General features: G+C 62.7%; 20 protein-coding genes. 15 read left to right on the top strand and 5 right to left on the bottom strand.

Features of this window, described 5'->3' with window-relative positions; all coding sequences use genetic code 11:
- Window positions 1–22: 22 nt before the first annotated feature.
- The 12 genes from phnD (at window position 23) to phnP (ending at window position 9599) form a co-directional block, all read left to right on the top strand.
- Entirely contained in the window at window positions 23–1024 is a 1002-nt protein-coding gene (phnD, locus tag JFU58_RS01105) for a phosphonate ABC transporter substrate-binding protein (protein WP_063028145.1), read from the top strand.
- 148 nt (window positions 1025–1172) lie between these two features.
- Window positions 1173–1955, top strand: a complete 783-nt coding sequence (gene phnE, locus JFU58_RS01100; RefSeq protein WP_003210621.1) for a phosphonate ABC transporter, permease protein PhnE — start codon at window positions 1173–1175, stop codon at window positions 1953–1955.
- Between the two features lie 35 nt (window positions 1956–1990).
- Complete coding sequence (gene phnF / locus JFU58_RS01095) at window positions 1991–2695, top strand: phosphonate metabolism transcriptional regulator PhnF (RefSeq protein ID WP_177025426.1); 705 nt, start codon at window positions 1991–1993, stop codon at window positions 2693–2695.
- Between the two features lie 11 nt (window positions 2696–2706).
- Window positions 2707–3144, top strand: coding sequence for a phosphonate C-P lyase system protein PhnG (gene phnG / locus JFU58_RS01090; protein WP_017477491.1), 438 nt, complete (start codon window positions 2707–2709; stop codon window positions 3142–3144).
- Window positions 3144–3734 (top strand): phosphonate C-P lyase system protein PhnH, encoded by a 591-nt coding sequence (gene phnH, locus JFU58_RS01085; RefSeq protein WP_063028147.1) that lies wholly within the window; start codon window positions 3144–3146, stop codon window positions 3732–3734. The genes phnG and phnH overlap by 1 nt, the downstream gene beginning before the upstream one ends.
- Window positions 3734–4810 carry a carbon-phosphorus lyase complex subunit PhnI gene (locus JFU58_RS01080; protein ID WP_093207541.1) on the top strand — a complete coding sequence of 359 codons (1077 nt, stop codon included), beginning with the start codon at window positions 3734–3736 and terminating at the stop codon, window positions 4808–4810. The genes phnH and JFU58_RS01080 overlap by 1 nt, the downstream gene beginning before the upstream one ends.
- The gene (locus JFU58_RS01075) at window positions 4803–5669 is read left to right on the top strand and encodes an alpha-D-ribose 1-methylphosphonate 5-phosphate C-P-lyase PhnJ (protein ID WP_063028151.1); all 867 of its coding nucleotides are present in this window, start codon (window positions 4803–4805) and stop codon (window positions 5667–5669) included. Before JFU58_RS01080 ends, JFU58_RS01075 begins: the two co-directional genes overlap by 8 nt.
- Complete coding sequence (gene phnK / locus JFU58_RS01070) at window positions 5630–6439, top strand: phosphonate C-P lyase system protein PhnK (RefSeq protein WP_108083535.1); 810 nt, start codon at window positions 5630–5632, stop codon at window positions 6437–6439. The genes JFU58_RS01075 and phnK overlap by 40 nt, the downstream gene beginning before the upstream one ends.
- A complete protein-coding gene (phnL, locus tag JFU58_RS01065; protein WP_063028155.1) occupies window positions 6439–7158 on the top strand; it encodes a phosphonate C-P lyase system protein PhnL in 720 nt (239 codons plus the stop codon). The genes phnK and phnL overlap by 1 nt, the downstream gene beginning before the upstream one ends.
- On the top strand, window positions 7148–8296 hold the full coding sequence (locus JFU58_RS01060) for an alpha-D-ribose 1-methylphosphonate 5-triphosphate diphosphatase (RefSeq protein ID WP_063028157.1): 1149 nt from the start codon (window positions 7148–7150) through the stop codon (window positions 8294–8296). Before phnL ends, JFU58_RS01060 begins: the two co-directional genes overlap by 11 nt.
- Window positions 8296–8859 (top strand): phosphonate metabolism protein/1,5-bisphosphokinase (PRPP-forming) PhnN, encoded by a 564-nt coding sequence (phnN, locus tag JFU58_RS01055; RefSeq protein WP_177025429.1) that lies wholly within the window; start codon window positions 8296–8298, stop codon window positions 8857–8859. The genes JFU58_RS01060 and phnN overlap by 1 nt, the downstream gene beginning before the upstream one ends.
- Entirely contained in the window at window positions 8850–9599 is a 750-nt protein-coding gene (gene phnP, locus JFU58_RS01050; protein ID WP_093207547.1) for a phosphonate metabolism protein PhnP, read from the top strand. Before phnN ends, phnP begins: the two co-directional genes overlap by 10 nt.
- Here the strand turns inward: phnP and JFU58_RS01045 are convergent.
- Window positions 9596–10477, bottom strand: a complete 882-nt coding sequence (locus JFU58_RS01045; RefSeq protein WP_063028164.1) for a LysR family transcriptional regulator — start codon at window positions 10475–10477, stop codon at window positions 9596–9598. The two genes, phnP and JFU58_RS01045, sit on opposite strands and share 4 nt — an antisense overlap.
- A gap of 215 nt (window positions 10478–10692) precedes the next feature.
- Here JFU58_RS01045 and JFU58_RS01040 point away from each other — a divergent pair, with 215 nt between their 5' ends.
- Both JFU58_RS01040 and JFU58_RS01035 read left to right on the top strand, forming a co-directional pair.
- Window positions 10693–10881: a type II toxin-antitoxin system HicA family toxin gene (locus tag JFU58_RS01040; protein WP_026077965.1), complete on the top strand. Its 189-nt coding sequence runs from the start codon at window positions 10693–10695 to the stop codon at window positions 10879–10881.
- 21 nt (window positions 10882–10902) lie between these two features.
- Window positions 10903–11307 (top strand): type II toxin-antitoxin system HicB family antitoxin, encoded by a 405-nt coding sequence (locus JFU58_RS01035; protein ID WP_017477502.1) that lies wholly within the window; start codon window positions 10903–10905, stop codon window positions 11305–11307.
- Here JFU58_RS01035 and JFU58_RS01030 read toward each other — a convergent pair whose 3' ends face one another.
- Entirely contained in the window at window positions 11308–12504 is a 1197-nt protein-coding gene (locus JFU58_RS01030) for an MFS transporter (RefSeq protein ID WP_026077966.1), read from the bottom strand.
- A 178-nt stretch (window positions 12505–12682) separates the two neighbouring features.
- On the opposite strand from JFU58_RS01030, the gene JFU58_RS01025 reads away from it, so the two are divergent.
- Window positions 12683–13297 (top strand): DUF5666 domain-containing protein, encoded by a 615-nt coding sequence (locus JFU58_RS01025; RefSeq protein ID WP_017477504.1) that lies wholly within the window; start codon window positions 12683–12685, stop codon window positions 13295–13297.
- Window positions 13298–13438: 141 nt separating this feature from the next.
- On the opposite strand, the gene JFU58_RS01020 is transcribed toward JFU58_RS01025, so the two are convergent.
- The 3 genes from JFU58_RS01020 to JFU58_RS01010 all read right to left on the bottom strand — a co-directional run bounded on the left by JFU58_RS01020 (window position 13439) and on the right by JFU58_RS01010 (window position 16280).
- Complete coding sequence (locus tag JFU58_RS01020) at window positions 13439–14443, bottom strand: sulfate ABC transporter substrate-binding protein (RefSeq protein WP_201139708.1); 1005 nt, start codon at window positions 14441–14443, stop codon at window positions 13439–13441.
- A 105-nt stretch (window positions 14444–14548) separates the two neighbouring features.
- Window positions 14549–15373 (bottom strand): ion transporter, encoded by an 825-nt coding sequence (locus JFU58_RS01015; RefSeq protein WP_177025432.1) that lies wholly within the window; start codon window positions 15371–15373, stop codon window positions 14549–14551.
- Between the two features lie 31 nt (window positions 15374–15404).
- On the bottom strand, window positions 15405–16280 hold the full coding sequence (locus tag JFU58_RS01010; RefSeq protein ID WP_093207557.1) for an urea transporter: 876 nt from the start codon (window positions 16278–16280) through the stop codon (window positions 15405–15407).
- Window positions 16281–16303 lie beyond the last annotated feature (23 nt).

The raw sequence follows: 16303 nt of genomic DNA, 5'->3' as shown, positions 1-16303 counted from the left end.
ACGACCCACAGGAATCCTCTCCATGTTGAACCGTATCGGTCATGTGTTTCTGTCCGCCGTGCTGTTAGCCAGCGTGGCCATGGGCAATGCCCAGGCCGCCGACAAGGCGATCAATTTCGGCATCATGTCCACCGAGTCTTCGCAGAACCTCAAGAGCATCTGGCAGCCCTTTCTGGATGACATGCACAAGAAGACCGGCCTGACCATCAACGCCACCTTCGCCTCCGACTACGCCGGCCTGATTCAGGGCATGCGTTTCAACAAGGTCGACGTGGCCTGGCTGGGTAACAAGGCGGCGATGGAAGCGGTGGACCGTTCCAACGGCGAAATCTTCGCCCAGACCGCCGCCGCCAACGGGGCTGCCGGGTACTGGAGCGTACTGATCGTGCGCAAGGACAGCCCGATCAACAACGTCGATGACATGCTCAAGAACGCCAAGAACCTGACCTTCGGCAACGGTGACCCGAACTCCACCTCGGGCTACCTGGTACCCGGCTACTACGTGTTCGCCAAGAACCACGTCGACGCCGCCACCGCCTTCAAGCGCACTCTCAACTCCAGCCATGAAGTCAACGCACTGAGCGTGGCCAAAGGGCAGTTGGACGTCGCCACCTTCAACACCGAAAGCTGGGACCGCCTGGAAGTCACCCAGCCGGACAAGGCCGCGATGCTCAAGGTGATCTGGAAGTCGCCGCTGATCCCGGCCGACCCGATGGTGTGGAGCAAGGCCCTGAGCGACAGCGAGAAGACCAAGATCCGCGACTTCTTCGCCAACTACGGTGACACCGACGAAGAGAAGGCCGTGCTGAAGAACATGCAACTGGGCAAGTTCCTCAAATCCAGCGACGACCAGCTGTTGCCGATCCGCCAACTGGAGCTGTTCAAGCAGCGCACCACCATCAGCGCCGACGACAAGCTGGAAGCGGCTGACAAGGCCAAGAAGCTGGCGGATATCGACGCCGACCTCGCCAAGCTGCAACAGCGCATCACCGAACTGGACAAAAAGACCGCAGCCAACGGCTAACCCCCTGTAGGAACCGGGTTCATGTGGGAGCGGGCTTGCTCGCGAATACGGTGTGTCATTCAACGCATCCGGCGACTGAGTCACCGCATTCGCGAGCAAGCCCGCTCCCACATTAAGCCCAGTTCCAACCCTACACCGAGAGTGACCCATGACTACCTTGCATGCTGAAGCAGTGGGCAAAAGGACTTGGCCGCAATACCTGGGCTGGGGCCTGTTCCTGATCCTGCTGGCCTGGGCCTGGCACGGCGCCGAGATGAACCCGCTGGCGCTGTACCGCGATTCCGGAAACATGGCGACCTTCGCCGCCGACTTCTTCCCGCCGGATTTCCACGAATGGCGCTCCTACCTCAAGGAGATGATCGTCACCGTGCAAATCGCCCTCTGGGGCACGGTGCTGGCGATTGTCTGCTCGGTGCCGCTGGGCATTCTGTGCGCCGACAACATCACGCCGTGGTGGATTCATCAGCCGCTGCGCCGGGTGATGGATGCCTTCCGTTCGATCAACGAAATGGTGTTCGCCATGTTGTTCGTGGTCGCGGTGGGCCTCGGTCCTTTCGCGGGTGTCCTGGCCTTGTGGATCAGCACCACCGGCGTCCTCGCCAAGCTGTTTGCCGAAGCCGTCGAAGCCATCGACCCGGGCCCCGTTGAAGGTGTGCGAGCCACCGGCGCGAGTGCCTTGCAGGAAGTGATCTACGGCGTGATCCCGCAAGTGATGCCGCTGTGGGTGTCCTACGCGCTCTACCGCTTCGAGGCCAACGTACGCTCGGCGACGGTGGTGGGGATGGTCGGTGCCGGCGGGATCGGCGTGATCCTCTGGGAAAACATCCGCGCCTTCCAGTTCGTGCAGACCTGCGCGGTGCTGCTGGTGATCATCGTGGTGGTGAGCTGTATCGACGTGCTGTCCCAACGCCTGCGCAAGCAGTTCATCTGACGTCGGAGGGGTGCCCGAGGGCGCTTTTTTTAAGCATGCAGTTGTCTAGACAAGATGAGCCGGTGTACCGCGAACTCGCCGACATCCTGCGCCGCGAACTGAGCAGCTACCAGGCCGGTGAATTCCTGCCGGGCGAGGTGCAACTGGCTGAACGCTTCGGCGTCAACCGCCACACCCTGCGCCGCGCCATCGATGAGCTGGTGTTCGAAGGTAGCCTGTTGCGCCGCCAGGGCAAGGGCACCCAAGTGCTGGACCGCCCGCTGATTTACCCGATGGGGGCCGAGACCTCCTACAGCCAGTCGTTGTCGGCCCAAGGCGTGGGCGTGGAAGCGATGCTGCTCAAGCGTCGCTACTGCTTCGCCAGCCGCGAAGAGGCGCAGCAATTGGGCATCGCCGAGATGGCGCCAATGATCGAGCTGCAGACCCTGCGCAAGCTCGACCACCAGCCGGTCAGCCTGATCCGTCATCGTTACTGCGCCAGCCATGCGCCGCTGCTGGCGGACTACAACGGCGGCTCGCTACGCCACTACCTGCGTGAGCGCGACCTGCCGTTGACCCGCACCCAGAGCCTGATCGGCGCGCGTTTGCCCAACCGCGACGAAGCCGCACTGCTGATGATGCCCCGGCACTTGCCGGCGCTGACCGTATTCACCCTTTCCCGCGATCGCGACGGCCGCCCGGTGGAGCTGGCGCAGTCCACCAGCCGTTCGGATCGCTTCCAGTACCAAGTGGTGACCTGATGGAGACCTCGATGAACCTGTCCCCGCGTCAACACTGGATCGGCGTGCTCGCCCGCGCCTTTCGCAGTGAATTGCTGCCCCATGAAGACGCCCTGCGCGACGTGGATTACCAACTGATCCGCGCCCCGGAAATCGGCATGACCCTGGTGCGCGGCCGCATGGGCGGCAATGGCGCGCCGTTCAACCTCGGCGAAATGAGCGTGACCCGCTGCGTGGTGCGCCTGGCGGACGGGCGCACCGGCTACAGCTACCTGGCCGGGCGCGACAAGGTCCATGCCGAACTGGCGGCCCTGGCGGATGCGCATTTGCAGGGCGCACACCCGAGCCCCTGGCTCAGCGACCTGATCGGCTCACTGGCCAACGCCCAGGCCGAACGCCGGGCGCACAAAGAGGCCGACACCGCCGCCACCAAGGTCGAGTTCTTCACCCTGGTTCGAGGAGAAAACTGATGAATGCCCAACGCTTGCAACCGGCGTTTGTAGACCCGGTGCTGGACGCCCAGCGCGGTTTTCGCGGCGCCCTCAAGGCCCTCGCCGAGCCTGGTCTGATCCAGTCCTTGCCCGCCGCCCCGAGCCTTGAAGGCCTGGCGCCGGCCACCTACGCGCTGTGCCTCGCGCTGCTGGATATGGACACGCCGCTGTGGCTGGCGCCGTGCTTCGACACACCGCTGATTCGCGCCAACCTGGCGTTCCACTGCGGCTGCCCGCTGACCGCCAACCGTGAAGAGGCCGCGTTCGCCTTGCTCGGTGAACAGGACTTGCTCGACCTCAGCGGCTTCGACCACGGCAATGACCGCTACCCCGATCAGTCCTGCACCTTGCTGGTCCAGTTGACCGACCTGGAAGCCGGTCGCGCCTTGAACTGGCGCGGTCCGGGGATCAAGACCCAGCGTCAGGTCAACCTGCCGGTGCCCCAGGCGTTCTGGCTGGAGCGTCAACGCCGCGAGACGTTTCCCCGTGGCCTGGACGTGTTGTTCGCCGCCGGCCATCACCTGATCGGCCTGCCACGCAGCACCCGAATTGCACAGGAGCATGCCTGATGTACGTAGCCGTCAAGGGTGGCGAACAGGCCATCGACAATGCCCACCGTCTGCTGGCGAAAAAACGCCGGGGCGATACCTCCATTCCGGAACTGAGCGTGGAGCAGATCCGCGAGCAACTGCCGTTGGCGGTCGCGCGAGTGATGAGCGAAGGCTCGCTGTACGACACAGAGCTGGCTGCGCTGGCAATCAAGCAAGCGGCGGGGGATCTGGTGGAAGCGATCTTCCTGCTGCGGGCCTACCGCACCACGTTGCCGCGCTTCAACCCGAGCCTGCCGATTGATACCGCGCAGATGTCCCTGAGCCGGCGTTTGTCGGCGACTTTCAAGGACGTGCCGGGTGGGCAACTGCTGGGCCCGACCTTCGACTACACCCACCGCCTGTTGGACTTCGCACTGCTGGCCGAAGGTGAATACCCTGGCCCGCAAACCACGCCGGATGCTGCCCTTGAACCATGCCCTCGGGTACTCGGCTTGCTGGCCAAGGAAGGGCTGATCAAGAACGAATCCGACGACACCGGCAGCGTCGCCGACATCACCCGCGACCCGCTGGAATACCCGGCCAACCGCGCCCAGCGTCTGCAAGCCCTGGCCCGTGGCGATGAAGGTTTTCTGCTGGCACTGGGTTACTCGACCCAGCGCGGCTACGGCCGCAACCACCCGTTTGCCGGTGAGATTCGTATCGGCGATGTGGAGGTGTGGATCGACCCGGAAGAGTTGGGTTTCCCGGTCTGCCTGGGCAGCATCGAAGTCACCGAGTGCGAGATGGTCAACCAGTTCGTCGGCTCGGCCACCGAGCTGGCGCAGTTCACCCGGGGCTACGGCCTGGCATTCGGGCATGCCGAGCGCAAGGCGATGGGCATGGCGCTGGTGGACCGCTCGCTGCGGGCCAATGAGTTCAACGAAGAGATCGTCTCGCCGGCCCAGCAGGAGGAATTCGTGCTGTCCCACTGCGACAACGTCGAGGCGGCGGGCTTTGTTTCCCACCTCAAATTGCCTCACTACGTGGACTTCCAGTCCGAACTGGAGCTGATCCGCAAACTGCGCCAACCGGCCGAGGGCACGCGCCATGAATGACCTGACCCAAACACCTGCCCGTGACCCGGCGTACAACTTCGCCTACCTCGACGAGCAGACCAAACGCATGATCCGCCGCGCCTTGCTCAAGGCCGTGGCGATCCCCGGTTATCAGGTACCGTTCGGCGGTCGCGAGATGCCGCTGCCTTACGGTTGGGGCACCGGCGGCATGCAACTGACCGCCGCGATCCTGGGGGCTGACGACGTGCTCAAGGTGATCGACCAGGGCGCCGACGACACCACCAACGCCGTGTCAATCCGGCGCTTTTTCGCGCGCACCGCCGGCGTCGCCACCACTGAAAGCACCCCGGACGCCACGGTGATCCAGACCCGCCACCGCATCCCGGAAACCCCGTTGCACGCGGACCAGATCATGGTCTACCAGGTGCCGATCCCGGAGCCGCTGCGCTTTATCGAACCGTCGGAAACCGAGACCCGCACCATGCACGCCCTGAATGATTATGGGGTGATGCACGTAAAACTCTACGAAGACATCGCCACCTTTGGCCATATCGCCACCAGCTACGCCTACCCGGTGATGGTGGATGAGCGGTACGTGATGGACCCGTCGCCGATCCCGAAATTCGACAACCCGAAACTCGACATGAGCCCGGCGCTGATGCTGTTCGGTGCCGGTCGCGAAAAGCGTCTGTACGCAGTGCCGCCGTACACCCAGGTCACTAGCTTGGACTTTGAAGACCATCCGTTCGAAGTGCAGAAGTGGGAACACAACTGCGCCATCTGCGGCAGCCATGAATCGTTCCTCGATGAGCTGATTCTCGACGACGCCGGTACCCAGAGTTTTGTGTGTTCCGACACCTGGTATTGCGCCCAACGGGTCAAGGAGAACAACCAGTGAGCCAGCCTCTTTTGCAAGTGCGTGATCTGTCGTTGTTATACGGCGAAGAGAAGGGCTGCCAGGACGTCAGCTTCGATTTGTACCCTGGCGAAGTGCTGGGGATTGTTGGCGAATCCGGCTCGGGCAAGTCCACTTTGCTCTCGTTGCTCAGCGGACGTTTGCCGCCGCAGGCCGGGAACATCGGCTATCGCGGCAAGGGCGGCGAATGGCTGGATTTGTACAGCGCCAGCGAAGCCGAACGCCGCACCTTGCTGCGCACCGAGTGGGGCTTTGTCGAGCAAAACCCACGGGACGGTTTGCGCATGGGCGTGTCGGCCGGCGCCAACATCGGCGAGCGCTTGATGGCTCAAGGCGTGCGCAACTATGAGCAACTGCGCGGCGCCGGCCTCGACTGGCTCGGCCAGGTGGAAATCGACCCGCAGCGCATTGATGACTTGCCCCGGACCTTCTCCGGCGGCATGCAACAGCGCCTGCAAATCGCCCGCAACCTGGTCTCCAGCCCGCGCCTTGTGTTTATGGACGAACCCACCGGCGGCCTGGACGTGTCGGTACAGGCGCGCTTGCTCGACCTGCTGCGCGGCCTCGTTCGCGAGCTGGATCTGGCGGTGGTGATCGTGACCCACGACCTCGCCGTGGCACGCCTGCTGGCCGACCGCCTGATGGTGATGCGCCGTTCCCGCGTGGTGGAAACCGGGCTGACGGACCAGATCCTCGACGATCCACAGCACCCTTACTCTCAACTGCTGGTGTCTTCGGTATTGCAGCCATGATGAATGCCTTGATCGAGGTCCGTGACCTCTCGAAAACCTTCACCTTGCACCAGCAGAACGGCGTAGTGCTGAACGTGCTGCGCGGGGTGGAGTTCAGCGTGAAAGGCGGTGAATGCCTGGTGCTGCATGGCCAGTCCGGCGCCGGTAAAAGTACGTTGCTGCGCACCTTGTACGGCAACTATTTACCGGCAGGCGGCAGCATTCGTGTGCAGCACCTCGGCGAGTGGCTGGAGTTGGTCGGTGCCGAGCCTCGGGAGGTGTTGCAAGTGCGCCAGCAGACCCTGGGCTACGTCAGCCAGTTTCTGCGGGTGATCCCGCGCGTGGCCTGCCTGGATGTGGTGATGGAGCCCGCCCTGGCCCGTGGCTGGTCGAAGGCCAATGCACAGTCGCGCGCCGAGCATCTGCTGACCCGCCTGAACATTCCCCAGCGCCTATGGCAGTTGGCACCCGGCACGTTCTCCGGCGGCGAGCAGCAGCGGGTCAACATCGCCCGTGGCTTCATGGTGGACTGGCCGGTGATGCTGCTGGACGAACCCACCGCGTCCCTCGACGACAGCAACCGCCAGGTGGTGCTGGAGCTGATGAACGAAGCCAAGGCCGGCGGTGCCGCACTGATCGGCATCTTCCACGACCGCGCCGCCCGTGAAGCGGTGGCCGACCGCCATTTCGACATGACTCCCGCGCCCGTTGCCCAAGAGGAATACGCCCATGCCCGCTGAACAGATCCTCAGTAATGCCCGGCTGGTGACGGCTGATCGCATGTTCCTTGGCAGCGTAGTGCTGCGGGACGGACTGATCGCCGACATCGCCGAAGGCCGCAGCCAGTTGCCCCAGGCCCAGGACCTCGACGGTGATTTCCTGCTGCCGGGGCTGGTGGAACTGCACACCGACAACCTGGAAAAACACATGACCCCGCGCCCCGGCGTGGACTGGCCGTCGACCTCGGCGGTGCTCAGCCATGACGCGCAAATCATCGCGGCCGGCATCACCACGGTATTCGACGCGGTGTCCATCGGCGACGTGAACCCCAAGGGCAACCGCATGCAAAAACTGCCGGCGATGCTCAATGCCATCGCCTCGGCAGAAAGCGCCGGCCTGACCCGCGCCGAACACCGTCTGCACCTGCGCTGCGAGCTGTGCCACCCCGACACCTTGAGCGTGTTTCGTGACCTGGTGGAAAACCCGCTGGTGCAGTTGGTGTCGGTGATGGACCACTCGCCGGGCCAGCGCCAGTTCGTGCTCGAATCCAAGTACCGTGAGTACTACATGGGCAAGTACCACCTGAATGACGAGACCATGGACGCGTTCATCAAGCTGCAAATGGCCAACTCGAAGGAATACAGCGACCGCTACCGCGCCGCGATCGTCGAGCATTGCCTGGCGCGCGGGCTGTCGGTGGCCAGCCATGACGATGCAACGCTGGCTCACGTCGAGGAGTCGGCACGCTACGGGATGACCATCGCCGAATTCCCTACCACCCTGGAAGCGGCACGTGGCTGCCAGGAACTGAACATGAAAGTTCTGATGGGCGCGCCGAACGTGGTGCGTGGCGGGTCCCACTCGGGTAATGTGGCCGCCGCCGGCCTGGCTGCCGAAGGATTGCTGGATATACTTTCCAGTGACTACTACCCGGCCAGCCTGCTGCAGGCGGCGTTCGTGCTGGCCGATCAACAGGACGGTGGCGACCTATCCCGGGCGGTCAAGATGATCAGCCTGGCACCCGCACACGCGGCGGGCCTGAGTGATCGCGGCGAAATCGCTATCGGTCTGCGGGCCGACCTGGTGCAAGCCAAAAAAAGCCGCGACGGACTGCCAGTGGTCCAACAAGTCTGGCGACAAGCGAAGAGGGTGTTTTGATGGCAGGCAGGTTGATCTATCTCATCGGACCATCGGGTTCGGGCAAGGACAGCCTGCTGGATGCCGCACGCCCGCGTTTGGCCGAGCGTGGCTGCCGCATTGTGCGGCGGGTCATCACCCGCTCGGCGGAAGCGGTGGGCGAAGCGGCGCAGGGTGTGAGCCCGGAGCAGTTTGCCGCGATGGAAGCCGAGGGCGCGTTTGCCCTCAGTTGGCACGCCAACGGCTTGTCCTACGGCATCCCCCGGGAAATCGACGGGTGGTTGGCGGCGGGAGATGACGTGCTGGTCAACGGCTCTCGCGGCCACCTGGCGCAAACCCGCTTACGTTACCCGAACCTGCTGGTGGTATTGCTGACGGTGGATCAAGGCGTTTTGCGCCAGCGTTTGCTGGCGCGGGGCCGCGAATCCGTGGCGGAGATTGATCAGCGGCTGGCACGCAATGCGCGATTCGCCGAAGGCTTGAGCTCGGCACCGGATGTCTTCCTGCTCGACAACTCCGGCCAACTGGAACACACGGTCGAGCGCCTGCTGGGCTGCCTCGACGGGCAACCGGCATGCGCCTGACCCTGCTGGGCACCGGCGATGCGCGGCAAGTCCCGGTGTATGGCTGTGAGTGCGCGGCCTGTGATTTGGCCCGCCGTGATGAGAGCCTGCGGCGTCGCCCATGCAGCGCGTTGATTGAGTGCGGCGACCAGCGCTGGTTGATCGACAGCGGGTTGCCCGACCTCACCGAACGCTTCCCGCCCCGCAGTTTCAACGGGATTCTCCAGACCCACTACCACGCCGATCACGCCCAAGGCCTGCTGCATTTGCGTTGGGGGCAAGGGCTGGTGATTCCGGTGCATGGTCCGGTGGATCCGGAAGGGTTGTCCGACCTGTACAAGCACCCCGGCATCCTCGATTTCAGCCAGCCGTTTGCCGAGTTTGAAACCCGCCAGTTGGGTGAGCTGAGCGTCACTGCGCTGCCGTTGGTGCACTCCAAACCCACCTTGGGTTATCTGCTGGAAGGCGAGGGGAGGCGCATCGCCTACCTCACCGACACCGTTGGCCTGCCACCGGCTACCCGCGACTGGCTGCAGCGTGAACCGCTGGATGTACTGGTGCTGGACTGCTCCATGCCGCCGCAACCCCAGGCTCCGCGTAATCACAATGACCTGACGTTGGCGTTGCAGTGCATTGATGAGGTGAAGGCCGAGTTGGGTGTGCTGACCCATGTGGGGCACACGCTGGATGCGTGGTTGTTGCAGCATCGGCGGGAGTTGCCGCGCCATGTGACGGTAGGCTGGGATGGGCGGGTGGTTTAGCGGCTGAACACGCCCTCCACGTACTCGATAAACGCCCGGGCCTTGGCACCTGCCATCCGGCCTGTCGGCGTTACCGCCCACAAGTCCCGGGGCGGTAGTTCCCAGTCAGTCAGCACCGCCTTGACCTCGCCACTGGCGATCTCCGGGGCGAACATCCATTCGGCGGTCATGGCCACCCCATGGTGGGCGAGGACGCCTGCGCGAATACCCTCGGATGACGTAACACGCAGGCGTCCGTCGGCGACGATGGGGTATTGATGAGCACCTTGGCTGAAGGGCCAGCAGGTGCTTTCGCTCAAGCTATAGATCACCGCCTGGTGGTGCAGCAGATCTGCCGGGGTGTGGGGCTCGCCGTAACGTTCGAAGTAGGCCGGGGTGCCGAACACCCGGCTGGGGCTTTGGCCGATCTTGCGGGCAGTGAGGCCGGAGTCACTCAGGTTGCCGATGCGCAGGGCGACGTCGATACCTTCTTCCACCAGGTTGAGGAGGCGGTCGTCGAGTACCACGTCCACATTCAAACCGGGGTGCTGCTCAAGGAACGGGCCCAGGTTGGGAATGATGTGCAAGCGGGACAAGGTCACGCCGGCGCTGATACGCAAGTTGCCCGACAGGCCGTTGCCGGCGCCCCGGGCGGCGTCGTCGGCACCGTTGGCTTCGTCGACCGCGCGCTTGGCCTTTTCAAAAAATACCAGCCCGGCCTCGGTGGGCGTCAGGCCCCGGGTGGAGCGCATCAGCAAGCTGACCGCCAACCGGGCTTCCAGTTGCGCTATGCCTTTGGAAACGGCGGGCTGGCCGACTCCCATACGTTTTGCGGCAGCGGAAAACGAGCCGGTCTCGACGACGTGGACGAAGGTTTCCATGGCAGTGAGGCGGTCCATCGGGTGTCCTTGTGGCGTGGCGTTTCGGGAATCATGGGGCCTTTAGGAAAAGCGTGGAAGTCAATTCGGGGGCATAGAATTTATTCCTTAAGGGAATAGATTCGTTGTTTTTCCAACATCCGGTAAAACAGCCGCCAGTCAGCCTGATGAATTCTGTGCTTGAGTAAAGATAACTCTGGAGTTACCTTTATTCGAGCCAGAGCAAGGAGGCTGTGGTGCAAAGCAGGCTATTGATCAAAGAGCTGCAAGAGGCAGGTTGGGTGCTGGATCGGGTGACGGGCAGCCATCATCTTTTCACCCACCGCTATAACCCGTACACGATACCGGTGCCCCATCCCAAGAAGGATCTGCCCATGGGCACCGTGCGAAGTATCAGGAAACGTGCCGGGCTGTTTTCGTTTTAGGACGGTTTAAGGAGATTTTCCATGCAATACCCAATCTGTATCGAATGGGGCGATGACTTTGTCGCCACCGGTATCCAGATCCCCGACATTCCAGGTGCGGTGACCGCCGGGGACAGTTTTGAAGAGGCTTACAACGCGGCGGTTGAAGTGGCGCACATCATGCTGCAAGAGATCGCCGCAGAAGGCCGGGTGATTCCGATGCCAACGTCGGTGGCCGCCCATCACGATAATGAGGATTACGCCGGCATGGGCTGGGGAATGTTGGAGCTCGACATCTCGCCGTATCTGGGCAAGACCGAGAAGGTCAACGTGACCTTGCCCGGCTATGTGATCCAGCGTATCGACCGTTATGTGCGGGAGCACAAAGTGAAAAGCCGCTCGTCATTTCTGGCCGATGCGGCTTTGGAGAAATTGGTGCGGTTGTAACTAGGCAGTCGCTACCGCGCCTTGCCGCGATGCACTCAGGAAACGCAACAACGCCACCAGCGGGAAGGCGCTGCCCACCAGCATCACCCCCAGCCAGCCGCCATGTTCGTACACGCTGCTGGCAATCGCCGAGCCGAAGGCGCCGCCGATGAAGATGCTGGTCATGTACAGCGCGTTCAGGCGGCTGCGGCTGTTGGCGTCGAGGGCGTAAATGGCGCGTTGGCCGAGGACCATGTTCATCTGCACGCAGAAGTCCAGGACCACGCCGGTCACCGCCAGGCCAATCACGCTGTACAGCGGGTGCACGAAGGCCGGCAGGAAACTCAGCGCAGCAAACAGCATCGCCAGCAGTGAGGCGCGGTGAGTGTGGCCGGCATCCGCCAGGCGCCCGGCGATGGGGGCGGCGATGGCGCCCAGGGCACCGACCAGGGCAAACAGGGCAATCTGGCTTTGGCTCAGGCCATGGTTGCGGGACAGTTCAAGCGGGGCGGCGGTCCAGAACAGGCTGAAGGTGGCGAACATGCAGCCCTGGTAAAACGCCCGCTGGCGCAGCACCGGCTGGCGGCGCAGCAAGGTGCCCAGGGAGCCCAGCAACTGGCCATAGCTGGCGGCGTGATCCGGCTGACGCTTGGGGATGGTCAGCATCAGCACCACGCTGATAAACGCCATCAGTGCCGCGGCAGCCATGAACATGGCGCGCCAGCCGAAGTGGTCGGCCACCACGCTGGACACCGGCCGGGCCAGCAGGATACCCAGCAGCAAGCCGCCCATGATGCTGCCGACCACCCGGCCACGGGATTCGGCCGGCGCCAGGTGCGCCGCCAGCGGAATCAGGATTTGTACCGACACCGAACTGAAGCCGATCAGCAGCGACACCAGCAGGAACAGGTTCGGCTGCTCGGTGAACGCCGCACCCAGCAGGCTGGCGATGGCCACCACGGTGGTGATGATCATCAGCCGGCGGTTTTCCAGCAAGTCGCCCAGCGGCACCAGGAAGAACAGGCCCAGGGCATAGCCGATCTGGGTCAGGGACACGATCAGGCTGGCCATGGCCGGCGTGAGGCCGATGTCCGGGGCGATCAGTTCGATGATCGGTTGCGCGTAGTAGATGTTGGCGACGATGGCGCCGCAACAGAACGCAAACAGCATCACCATGCCTCGGGTCATGGTGTTTGTAGCGTGGGGCGTAGCGTTCATGGTGTTCTCATAAAAGCGAAGGAAAGAGGCGAGCGAGAATAATGATTGAGCCGGAGCGGGAGTAGCCCGTCTGCGGTGATAACACTCATGCCGGGAATTAATGACTGAAACGTTAACTTTCGGGCTGAAGGTCGATGATACATTCAGTCACAACTGCATAAACAGGAAATCGACTGCCATGAAGACGACATTCAACAAGATGCTCCTGGCCTCAAGTCTGGCCGCGCTGATGACCGTGGGCGTTGCCCAGGCCGCGGATGCCCCGCGTGTTGGCGTACGGGGTGCGATTACCGCGATGGACGGCGACGCGATGCACGTCAAGGTCAACAGCGGTGAAGACGTCACCGTGCACCTGACCAAGGACACGCTGGTGCGTGCAGTCACTTTGGCCAAGATCGAAGACATCAAGCCTGGCAGTTATATCGGCTCGGCGGCCATGCCTAACGCGGATGGCACCCTGACGGCGTTGGAAGTGCATGTGTTCCCACCGGCCATGGCGGGTACCGGCGACGGGCATCGGGCGTTCGACCTGAAGGAAGGCAGCAGCATGACCAACGGTACCGTGGGTGACCTGGTGGTGAGCAAGGGCCGGACGTTGACCGTCAAGTACAAGGGCGGCGAGCAAAAGATCGTGGTGCCGGATGATGTGCCGATCGTCAACCTGGAACCGGGTGATCGCAGCTTGCTGAAGCCTGGGGTGAAAGTGGTGATGTTTGCGGCGAAGGGTGAGGATGGGAGCGTGACGGCCCAGGCGATTTCTGCGGGCAAGGATGGCGTGACGCCACCGATGTAACGGCTGAACACTGAAACAAATGTGGGAGCGGGCTTGCTCGCGAATGCGGTGTGACAGTCACCGGATGTACCGACTGATCCACCGCATTCGCGAGCAAGCCCGCTCCCACATTTTTGACCGGGTTTCTCCAGTTAGAGCTGTTTACTGCCCGGAATAGATCTGGTCAAAAACCCCACCATCATTGAAGTGGGTCTTCTGCACGGTGCGCCAGTCACCAAAGGTTTTCTCTACCGACAGGAAGTCGACCTTCGGGAAACGGTCGGTGTACTTGGCCAGCACTTTCGGGTCACGTGGACGCAGGTAGTTGTTGGCGGCAGTTTCCTGGCCTTCCGGCGACCACAGGTACTTCAGGTATTCCTCGGCAGCCACTTTGGTGCCTTTCTTCTCGACCACTTTGTCGACAATCGACACCGGCGGCTCAGCTTCTGCGGAAACGCTCGGGTAGATCACTTCGAACTGATCACGGCCAAATTCACGGGCGATCATTTCTGCTTCGTTCTCAAAGGTCACCAACACATCGCCGATCTGGTTGGTCATGAACGTGGTAGTCGCCGCACGGCCACCGGTGTCCAGCACGGGGGCGTGTTTGAACAGGTCGCCCACGAACTTCTTGGCCTTCTCTTCGTCACCGCCATTCTTCAGCACATAACCCCAGGCCGACAGGTAGGTGTAGCGGCCGTTACCGAAAGTCTTCGGGTTCGGCACGATGACTTGTACGCCGTCCTTGAGCAGATCCGGCCAGTCTTTCAGGGCTTTCGGGTTGCCTTTACGTACGATGAACACCGTGGCCGAGGTGAAGGGCGCGCTGTTGTTCGGCAGGCGGGTGACCCAGTTGTCGGGCACCAGCTTGCCGTTGTCTGCCAGTGCGTTGATGTCGGTGGCCATGTTCATGGTGATCACGTCAGCCGGCAGGCCGTCGATCACCGAGCGCGCTTGTTTGCTCGAACCACCGAAGGACATCTGCAGGGTCAGCTTGTCGTCCGGGTGATCGGCGGCCCAGTGCTTCTGGAAGGCGGCGTTGTAGTCTTTGTAGAAGTCGCGCATCACGTCGTAGGAGACGTTGAGCAGGGTGACCGGGGCGGCCTGGACGACGCCAGCCAGTGCAAGGCCGGCGGCCAGGAGAGAGGCACTAACGAGTTTTTTCACTGCTCATTCCTTGTTGTTCGAGAAGGTTTTGAAACACATAGGGGCAATATGCCAGCGACTATAACGGGGGGCGCATAGTCGCTTAAAGATTAAAAAGAACTTTGCTTATTCCACTTTCTTGAAAAGCCCATTGCCGCAGCGTGAGCAAAACGCGGCGTTCGGCTCATGGCTGTTTTTCTTGCACACCGGGCAATCGGTTTGCAGCATTTCGCCACGCATGGCGTTGGCCAGTTCGGCGGTGAAGATCCCGGTGGGCACGGCGATGATCGAGTAACCGGTGATCATCACCAGCGACGAAATTACCTGGCCCAGCGGGGTCTTCGGCACGATATCGCCAAAACCTACAGTGGTCAGGGTCACGATCGCCCAATAGATGCCCTTGGGAATGCTGGTAAAGCCGTGTTCCGGGCCTTCGATCACGTACATCAAGGTGCCGAACACCGTGACCAGTGTGCAGACGCTGACCAGGAACACCACGATCTTCTGCTTGCTGCCCCGCAGCGCCGACATCAGGTAGTTGGCCTGCTTGAGATACGGGCCGAGCTTGAGCACCCGGAAGATCCGCAGCATCCGAATGATCCGGATGATCAACAGGTACTGCGCGTCGCTGTAATACAGGGCCAGGATCCCGGGCACGATGGCCAGCAAATCCACCAGCCCATAAAAGCTGAAGGCATAGCGCAACGGCTTGGGCGAGCAATACAGCCGCAGGCCGTACTCGATGGCGAAGATGATCGTGAAGCCCCACTCGATATAGGCCAGCACGTTGGCGTAGTTGTCGTGGACCGCCTGGATGCTGTCGAGGATCACGATCACCAGGCTGGCGAGAATGATCAACAGCAGGGTGCTGTCGAAGCGCCGGCCGGCCGGGGTGTCGCTTTGGAACACCATGACGTAGAGACGTTCACGCCAGTGTTTGTTGCTGTCCATGGAAGTCGCCTGAATCGAAGATCAGCGAAGCCTAGGGGGATTCGAAGGGGCTGTCCATGCGGGTTTTCTGCATCACCCGCTGACTGGCGCGCACCAGCCAGGTGGCGAGGATAAACGGCGCGGTCAGCGCTGGCAGGTTCAGGCCGGTAAAGCCCGGCGTGAGGATGATCGCCAGCAGGATGCCGGTCAGCGGCAGCCAGGGGTGGCGGCGTTGCTGGCTGAGGGCCAATGCCGCCAGAGCCGGGTTGTAGCTGTGCAGACCGAGCAGGGCGCTGGCGGGCTCGTCCATCAGCAGGGCGAGCAGCACGCCGAGGCTCGCACCGGTCAATGCCCACAACGCGGCGCGGCGGTTGGCGAGCAGCAGGCCGAGGCCGATCAACAGACCGGCCAGAGGCTGGTTCAGCAGGATGACTTGGGCAAGGCCATTAAACGGTGCGCAGAGCAGCGCCCAGGTGCCGGGTTCGCTGGCGGCGAATGCGACAGGTGGAGTGGTGCCGAGCAGCAGCCAGCCGAGCACGACAAACGGTGCGGTGTAGGCGGGCAGGTCGTCCGGGGTGGAGGCGCGTTTGAGCCACTGGCGGGTGACGATCGCGCTGAGGCCGCCACAGGCGAGGATCAACGGTGGCAAGAGTGCCGACCAGGTGAAATGCTGGCTGATCAGCAAGCCGAGTAGCACGCCGTTATAGCTATAGAGGCCAGCCTGGCGCTCGGCCTTGGGATAGCCGCGGCGTTGGGCGGTCAGCAAACCGGCGACACCGCCCAGCAGTGCACCGCCGAGCAGGGCCGGGGCGCCGATCAGGATCGCCAGCAGGCAGAGCAGGCCACACAGCGGGTGGCGCTGGAGGAAAATCTGGCTGAAGCCGTTGAGCAGGGCTTCGGCCCAGTCGGGGCAGGATTGGTTGGGCATGGTGAGTGAGTCTGAGGGACCGA

Source organism: Pseudomonas sp. TH34 (assembly GCF_016650865.1).
GTDB classification, from domain to species: domain Bacteria; phylum Pseudomonadota; class Gammaproteobacteria; order Pseudomonadales; family Pseudomonadaceae; genus Aquipseudomonas; species Aquipseudomonas yamanorum.
The sequence above is the reverse complement of the archived record's forward strand: the minus strand, read 5'-3'. Positions and strand labels throughout refer to the sequence as shown.